Here is a 6,127-nt window from a genome sequence, read left to right on the forward strand (position 1 = left end):
CCTCAGTAAAACAACCTCTGAATAACTGAGTCTATGCAGGTAAGCTACCCTGGGATAAATCTCTTAACCCCAGCTTACAGCTAGGGGCGTTAAGTCCTGAGTTTTTAAATATATTACTAATACTGGAACAATTGGGATATTTTGGGTATTATCAGTTATTTATGCTGCAAATAAATGTATTCCCAACTTCAGTATAGAAACTTCTTCCAGCGAATAGCAAAAGGATCTTCCCAAAAACTCAAGCAGTTATTGCCCTCTATATTTGGCATTTGTATATTTTTGGTAATTTGGCATTTATTAAGCTTGCGTCCTGATACTTCTTTACCTTCACCATTTGCAGTTATTACCGAAACCTGGGATTTAATTAAAGATCCTTTTTTTCATAAAGGCGGAAATAATAAAGGTTTTTTCTGGCTAATTCTTGCCAGCCTCAATAGAGTAATGCTAGGTTACTCGTTGGCTATATTAATAGGCATTCCCATTGGTTTTATTATTAGCCTGAATAGCTTCTGTAAAAAAGCCATAGATCCACTTATACAATTACTGCGTCCAGTGGCTCCTTTGGCTTGGCTACCTTTAGCCCAGGCTGTCTTTCTCAAACCTAATCCTTCAGCGATTTTTGTAATTTGTATAACCGCAATTTGGCCGATTATTTTGAATACAGCTTTGGGTGTCAGTCTAGTACCTAAAGATTACATTAATGTTTCTAAAATAGCTGGTTTATCAGCATTTGAACATTTTTATAAAATCCTTTTACCAGCAACTTTACCCTATATATTTACTGGCTTGAGAATTGCTCTAGGTCTTTCCTGGTTAGCAGTGGTTGCAGCAGAAATGTTGCTTTCTGATGATGGCATTGGTTTCTTTATTGTGGATGCTTACAACAATGCTAATATTCATGAAATTATTTTGGCAATTTTTTACTTGGGTGGTTGCGGTCTAATACTTGACAAAATTATGGGCTATATTTCCGAAAAAGTCACTCCGCAAGAGTAATTTATATCAGTTAATTACCAAAAAATTTCACACCCAAACATGAAATATTTTCTTATCTAGCCCCTAGTCCCTAGACCCTAGCCCCTATTTAGTTATAACCATCATTAGGTGAGAGTGAATACATGCCAAGTTTCGTAGAAATCAGGGATATAAAAAAGGAATTTGTTCAAGATAGTACTAAGAACACAGTTCTCAAAGATATCAACTTAGAAATTCAGCAAGGAGATTTTGTATCCTTGATTGGTCACTCTGGTTGTGGTAAATCTACACTCTTAAATATTGTGGCAGGTTTAGAAAAACCCACTCAAGGGCAAGTGTATGTTGATGGTCAATTAGTCAAAAGGCCATACCGCGATCGCATGGTAGTCTTTCAGAATTATTCCCTATTACCTTGGCTCACTGCTTGGGAAAATATCGCTTTGTTCGTTGATAAAGCCATGCCCCGCAAATCTAAAAACGAACGCCGTGAGATTATCGCCTCTCACTTAGAATTAGTGGGTTTAAAAGATGCAGCCCAGAAAAAACCCGCACAACTTTCAGGTGGAATGAAACAACGAGTAGCCTTAGCCCGTGCTTTGGCTGTTCAGCCTAAATTACTCTTGCTTGATGAACCCTTTGGCGCTTTAGATGCCCTCACTCGCGGTTCATTGCAAGCAGAGTTAATGTGTATCTGCGATCGCTATCACATCACAACTATTATGGTGACTCATGATGTGGATGAAGCTTTATTACTTAGCGATCGCGTAGTCATGTTGAAAAATGGCCCAGCCGCTACCATCGGTCAAATTTTAGATATCCCCTTTGAACATCCCCGTTCTTTAGAAATTAGAGATACTACAAAATATCATGACCTGCGCCAAGAATTAATGCAATTTTTACAAGGTCAAGAAAAAGCTAAACACTTGCCAATCTAAATTTTCACTACTTAATGAGCTTTAGTACAAGTTTTGATTTATGAAATCTCTCACATGGTGAAATTTAACCGACGACAATTTATCACAACGGCTGGTGCAGCTGTTTTGACTCATAGCTTAAGCAACTGTAGTAATTTCAGTGCGGCAAAAACTCAGTTAAATGCTGGTGTCTATGCTGGTTATAGCGATAGCCCAGAGGTAACAACTGCTACACTGGGATTCTTGCCTGTTACCAGCAGTTGTCCTTTGATTATTGCTAAAGCTAAAGGCTTTTTTGCTAAACATGGTCTCCCCGATGTTCGAGTTCTCAAACAACCTTCATGGGCAGTAATGCGCGATAAACTCATGTTAGGGGCGGCAGATGAAGGATTAGATGGCGGACATTTGTTATTTCCGATGGTTTACCTGATGGCTACAGGGGAAATTACTTATAAACGGAAAATACCCATGTATATTTTGGCGAGAATGAATGTGAATGGTCAGGGTATATCAGTTGCCAATATTTATCAGAATTTAAATTTGGGTACAGACAGTTCTCCCTTAAAATCAACTTTTTTGCAAAAGGCGAAAGCAGGTGAAACTATCCGTTGTGCCGTTCCCTATCGCCGGGTGACTGGTGATTTTTTCATGCGCTGGTGGTTGGCGGCTGGTGGTATCGATCCTGACCGCGATTTATCAATCATTGTCATCCCACCCCCACAGATGGTTGCAAGTATGCGTAGCGGCAGTATGGAAGCCTTCTGTGTGGTTGATCCTTGGCATCACCGCCTAATTAAACAAGGGCTGGGTTATTCAGCAGTGACAACTGGTGAGTTGTGGGCAAATCATCCAGAGAAAGCCTTTACAGTCCGTGCTGAGTGGGTTGATAAATATCCTAAAGCAGCTAAAGCCATGTTGGCGGCATTTTTAGAGGCGCAAATTTGGTGCGATCGCCCAGAAAATAAAGCAGAATTATTTGATATTGTCTCCCAAAGACAATGGATTGGGGTCAAAAGTGAATTGATCCGCGATCGCCTTTTAGGTAAATTTGATTATGGTAATGGGCGGGTAGTTGAAAACAGCCCCCATGCAATTAAATACTGGCGGGAAAACGCCTCCTATCCCTTCAAAAGCCACGATTTGTGGTTTTTAATTGAAGATATGCGTTGGGGTTATCGTTCCCCTGATTTTGCGACTAAACCCTTAATTGATGCTGTTAACCGTGAGGATTTGTGGCGAGACGCGGCTAAATTTATCGGTCAAGAATCAGCAATACCAGCTAGTACATCACGGGGAATCGAAAAGTTTTTCAACGGCTTAGAATTTGACCCCGAAAATCCCCAAGCTTATCTCAACGCTGCCAAAATCACATTGACATAGTCAATAGTCAACAGTCAACAGTCAACCGTCAACGCCATTTCCAAGCTAACCCCTAATCCTAAACCTTTACCTTCGCTTTTGACCAAACACCATTTTCATCTTCATCAAATTGCTGACGTACTGCGTCCCAAGCAGCTTGTTCAGATGTAAACTCGTCACTGGTTTGGGCTAGTGTCGCATTATAGCGTTCAATGAAGGTACCCTGTGCTTCTGCTGACAGGTGAGAGCGAACTTCGGGCGATAAATCTTCTGGTTTGTTGCAAGGGCCAGGACAAGGACGAGCAAAGATTTTTTCAACTGTGTGAATTTCCTCGCCGCCAGCGCTTTCTAATAATAATTGAAATTCGCCAGCGCGATCGCTTGGTACTTCTGCCATTAAGACAAACTCGCCAGCTTGCAGACGGGTTTGGTAAACTGTAGCTTTATCTTCTGGCATTCCCAACGCCGTTAGAGCCGATACTAATCCAGCACCAGCGCTACCTGCGATCGCACCAGTTGCAGCACCCAATAATACGGCACTAATTGGCCCGGCTGCCACAATTGGCCCCACAAAGGGTATAAATAGTACCCCTACTCCTGTTAGCAAGCTGAGAAAGGAACCAAACAAAGAACCAAAAATTGCTCCTGTTCTCAAACCGCCTAAAATCACATCTTTTTTTGTAATAAAACCAGCAATTCGAGTCTCGGAATGAAAGTTTCTACCCAATACAGAAATATGATCTCTGGGTACACCCCGATCTAACAAACGGCGAATTACATCATCTACTTGCTTTTGTTCTTTGAATAAAGTTGAAATAGTACGTTCTGCAATGTATGTTTCTGGCACTGGAATCTCCTTGAATTTTGTTATGACAAATGACCGATTAAATAGGCAGCTGCGGATAAATTTCTTTTGCCACAGACTGCCATTTAAAGTTAGATGTTATGCTTGAAACATTGAGCTATACGCCTACAGGAGTTTGAGTATCGGCTGCTGATTGTTTATTGCTGGGATCTAATGCTTGTCCTTCAATAAAAGAGCGCAGCATCCAAGCCATCTCTTCATGTTCTTCCATCAATCCAGTTAAAAAATCAGCAGTTCCTTGATCGTGGAACTCTTCGCCAGACTGATCTACATGTTCCCTAAAGTTACGAATTACTTGCTCGTGATCTTGCACTAAATTAGCTACCATCTCTGTAGCTTTAGGAACTTGACCACCATGTTCTTTGAGGCTAGCCATTTGGAGAAATCCTTGCAATGTACCTACAGGATAACCACCTAATGCGCGAATCCGTTCTGCTAAAGCATCAATATTTTCCGTTAGTTTCTCATAGTGTTCTTCCCAAAGTTGGTGCAGGGTACGAAACTGAGGGCCGACCACATCCCAGTGATATTTTTTGGTTTTAACTAACAACACATAGGCATCTGCTAAGTCTTGATTTAACAGATTAATTACACCTTGACGCTGTTCTTCTGTTAACCCTATGTTAATTTTTGGCATTACTTTCTCTCTCTTGGCGAACTTATTTACTAAGTTCCCAAATTTAATACCTAAACTACATCAGTCTACAGAAAGATAATAAAATATATTAAAGTTATTTTATTAATTTTATTTTTACGCTAATAGATAGATGGTAATTTATCAATAAAAATTAGCATGGTAATTATTCAGTAATTGTTAAATGTATATCAACAATTTCCCAATAATTTACAGTAATTGCATATTTTCTGAATATTTAACAACCTATAGCAAGAGGCATCTTGAATATTATCTGTAATCAAGATGCCTTTACTCTACTGCAATATTTTTGAAGACGGTCATTAGTCTTTGGACAATACAAATGACTAATGACTACGAACTACTAAGGTAAATTGACAGCGACTTCTCAAAGGTGATATCGATTCTGCTTACTTTCTACCTGTGACTTTTTCTAAGAAGTTTTCTACTTCGTCTTCTACTGAAGTTGCACTGGTGGAATTGCTAGGACGCTTCATCTTGTCGATATCTGCATCTCCTTGAACTTCATTTAACCCTTTATTGGATTTTTCTTGAACTTCTTGCAATCCAGGTGGGTTGGATCTGCCAACTTCATCAGTTTTACGCTGAGTTTCTAAAAGTTGTGTAGTGGCTTCTTTAGGATTACTTTGATAGCTTTCGATGGCAAAAGCAGGAAACGCATTAGACACAAATAACAGCGTGCAGGTAAAGGCAATAACTAGAAAACGCACTGGACGTAGTAAAGTTGAAACCAAAGCAATAATTTTCATTTGCATTCCTCAATTAAAGCGTCAAAAACGCATAAGTTTTAATTCACTAGAGCAGAGCATTATCTGTCTCTATCTCGTAGTGATTTGGCAATATATCAAGTGAAGAAATAAACTTCTTATTGACTAAGCTGAATAATGAATTAATATATAATTATTACTCAACAGATAAATTAGGTTTGAAGTTTTAGATTCTTCACCTGAGGTCGATAGTTTATTTTTATCCCGATTTTTTTCTGCCTGCATCAATCCGAAGAATGAAATCGATTTCGGATTAATTTGCTATAAAATCACTCCCTAGGCAGAGCAATCTAATAAGATTTAGACAGGTTAATTGTTTTAATATTTAATTTAGCTTAAGTAGTTGTTCAGTAGCTTGACGTAACTATTTTAATTTGGGATTGGGCAGGACATAGACGGTAGAAAGCATCACAAAAGGTAATTTTTACCTGATTCATATTTCTTCACATAGTTATGTTTATGCTTGTCTCGCCATTTAATTACTATTATTTATGGTTCTTTAGTACTTGTTATGCTAAACTAACAATCAAAATGCCAGTTTAACAAGCATCTAATTCGGAAGTTTTCAAAGTTTCTAAATCCATAAGCCGAG

6 protein-coding genes are annotated in these 6,127 nt (G+C 39.0%); 3 read left to right on the top strand and 3 right to left on the bottom strand.

Features of this window, described 5'->3' with window-relative positions:
• The first annotated feature begins 174 nt into the window (after positions 1–174).
• The 3 genes from ntrB (at position 175) to H6G41_RS19450 (ending at position 3,269) form a co-directional block, all read left to right on the top strand.
• Positions 175–996, top strand: a complete 822-nt coding sequence (gene ntrB, locus H6G41_RS19440) for a nitrate ABC transporter permease (protein WP_190747821.1) — start codon at positions 175–177, stop codon at positions 994–996.
• Positions 997–1,118: 122 nt separating this feature from the next.
• The gene (locus H6G41_RS19445; RefSeq protein ID WP_190747822.1) at positions 1,119–1,910 is read left to right on the top strand and encodes an ABC transporter ATP-binding protein; all 792 of its coding nucleotides are present in this window, start codon (positions 1,119–1,121) and stop codon (positions 1,908–1,910) included.
• Between the two features lie 54 nt (positions 1,911–1,964).
• Positions 1,965–3,269: a CmpA/NrtA family ABC transporter substrate-binding protein gene (locus H6G41_RS19450; protein WP_190747823.1), complete on the top strand. Its 1,305-nt coding sequence runs from the start codon at positions 1,965–1,967 to the stop codon at positions 3,267–3,269.
• A gap of 58 nt (positions 3,270–3,327) precedes the next feature.
• On the opposite strand, the gene H6G41_RS19455 is transcribed toward H6G41_RS19450, so the two are convergent.
• The 3 genes from H6G41_RS19455 to H6G41_RS19465 form a co-directional block, all read right to left on the bottom strand.
• On the bottom strand, positions 3,328–4,095 hold the full coding sequence (locus tag H6G41_RS19455) for a ChaB family protein (protein WP_190747824.1): 768 nt from the start codon (positions 4,093–4,095) through the stop codon (positions 3,328–3,330).
• A 115-nt stretch (positions 4,096–4,210) separates the two neighbouring features.
• Complete coding sequence (locus tag H6G41_RS19460) at positions 4,211–4,750, bottom strand: Dps family protein (protein ID WP_190747825.1); 540 nt, start codon at positions 4,748–4,750, stop codon at positions 4,211–4,213.
• Positions 4,751–5,157: 407 nt separating this feature from the next.
• Positions 5,158–5,517, bottom strand: coding sequence for a hypothetical protein (locus H6G41_RS19465; protein ID WP_190747826.1), 360 nt, complete (start codon positions 5,515–5,517; stop codon positions 5,158–5,160).
• Positions 5,518–6,127: the final 610 nt, after the last annotated feature.

The organism is Tolypothrix sp. FACHB-123 (assembly GCF_014697075.1).
Taxonomy (GTDB): domain Bacteria; phylum Cyanobacteriota; class Cyanobacteriia; order Cyanobacteriales; family Nostocaceae; genus Aulosira.